The organism is Salibacterium halotolerans (genome assembly GCF_900115625.1).
Classification (GTDB): Bacteria; Bacillota; Bacilli; order Bacillales; family Marinococcaceae; genus Salibacterium; species Salibacterium halotolerans.
Genome location: NZ_FOXD01000047.1, coordinates 1 through 1836, shown reverse-complemented (window position 1 = coordinate 1836; position 1836 = coordinate 1). Strand labels below are relative to the sequence as shown.

At 48.8% G+C, this 1836-nt stretch carries 1 pseudogene; it reads right to left on the bottom strand.

Going from position 1 to position 1836, the window contains the following annotated elements:
• Window positions 1-93: 93 nt before the first annotated feature.
• Window positions 94-1707 (bottom strand): annotated as a pseudogene (locus BM124_RS18380) (IS1182 family transposase); the annotation flags it as partial.
• Between the last annotated feature and the right edge of the window lie 129 nt (window positions 1708-1836).

Below are 1836 nucleotides of genomic sequence, written 5' to 3'. Positions count from 1 at the left end.
CTGTATCAAAAGCCCTTAACTAAAAAGCCATGGACGCCATCTTCAGATGGTGACCATGGTTTTTTACGTATTTTTAAAGCCAGCTTATACAGCTGGTTTCTTTTTGCGGTGTTTCGCCGCCGCCATCTTCCGTATATTGTGGGCAAGAGCCACCCAACCGAACTCCACCTGGACTTTTTCCTTCCCTCTCAGGTGGAATCGCTGAAAGCCAAGATTTTGTTTGACATGACCAAATACACTCTCCACGTCCGTTTTTCGGCGCGTGTAGAGTGTTCGTCCGAACTCGCTTTTCAGTTTGGTCGCTTCTTTGGCTTTGAGTTCCTCGTAGACCGGATTGTAATAGACTTTCCGGTTGCCTTTGGCGGTGGTACAGTCCGCTTTGAACGGGCATCCTTCACAGGATTCGCATTCATAGATTTTAAAGTCCCGGCTGTATCCGTACTTGTCTGTGCGGCGGCGGTAGTGGCGGAACGTGACTTTTCGCTGATTCGGACACCAGTACAGATCGTCTTTCTCATCGTACGTCCAGTTGTGCGGGTGGTAGGCTTTTTTCGAGAACGAGCGCTTCTGTTCCTGGTTGTACGTGTTATACGGGATCAGCGAGTGAAGGTCTTTTTGTTCGCTGAGATACATGTAGTTCGGTTCACTTCCATAACCGGCGTCGGCCACCAGGTTTTTGGGCAGCTTGCGTCCAGTTTCCTTGAGACTTTCCCAATGAGGCGCAAGCAGCCGGGCATCCGTTGGACTTTGGTGGATCGAATAATGGAGGATGAACTGGTCCTGCGTGCCGGCCTGGATATTATACCCTGCTTTGAGCTGTCCGTTCATCATGTGATCGTCTTTCATGCGCATAAACGTAGCATCCACGTCCGTCTTCGAGTAACTGTTGCGTTCGCCAAATAAACCCATTTGGGTTTCGTAGGTCTCCAAGCGGGGAAGGAAATCCTTGATCAGGGCACGATGAAATTGGCGCAGCGGCTTGACAGCCTGTTTCTTCTCCCGTTTTTCTTCGGCTGTGTCAGCAGCTTCAATGGCATCCTCTTGGGTCCGCAACTCCTGTTCGACTTTTTCAGCGACTTCTTCCAGGGCTTCTCGGGAGATTCGTTCCCGTTGAAACGTATCGTCTTCTCGTTTCAGGGTCTCCATATCAACCGCGATCGCATCTTCAATGGCACGCAGGTTGTCCTCGATTTTCGCCTGCAGTTTTTCTTCATGCTTCTCGGTACTTTTACGCCATACAAACGTGTATTTGTTAGCGTTGGCTTCCACTTTGGTTCCATCGAGAAAATAGTCTCTCCCATCTACATACCCTTCCTCGATCAGCAGCCGAACCATCTCTGCGTATAAGGTATCCATCAACGACTTACAGCGTTCCGAACGAAACCGATTGATCGTGTTGAAGTCCGGTGTCTGACTGGCGGCCATCCACATCATCGGCAGATGTTCGGTCAGGGCTCCCTCGATGGCGCGCGCGGAAAACAGGCTCTGGGTGTACCCGTATAAGACGATTTTCGCCATCATCTTCGGATGATAAGCTGGACGTCCACCTCCTTGATACGCATCAAAAAAAAGCTGATCGTCCAAGGCGTCGATCATGTCGCTTACGATCCGGGCAACGTGATCTTCCGGAATTAAATCCGAAAAATCCATAGGAAGATACAGCTGATTCATGGTATACTCTTGGAAAGTGACCGTTAGGTTACTCATAAAAAATCGCCTTCTTTCATTAATGGGTTGTGGTGACTTCATTATACCGAAAGAGGCGATTTTTTTGTATATGAAATAGAAAAAGGAGCTGTAAAAGGTCATTTTTTCACAACCTTTTGATACAGCCCC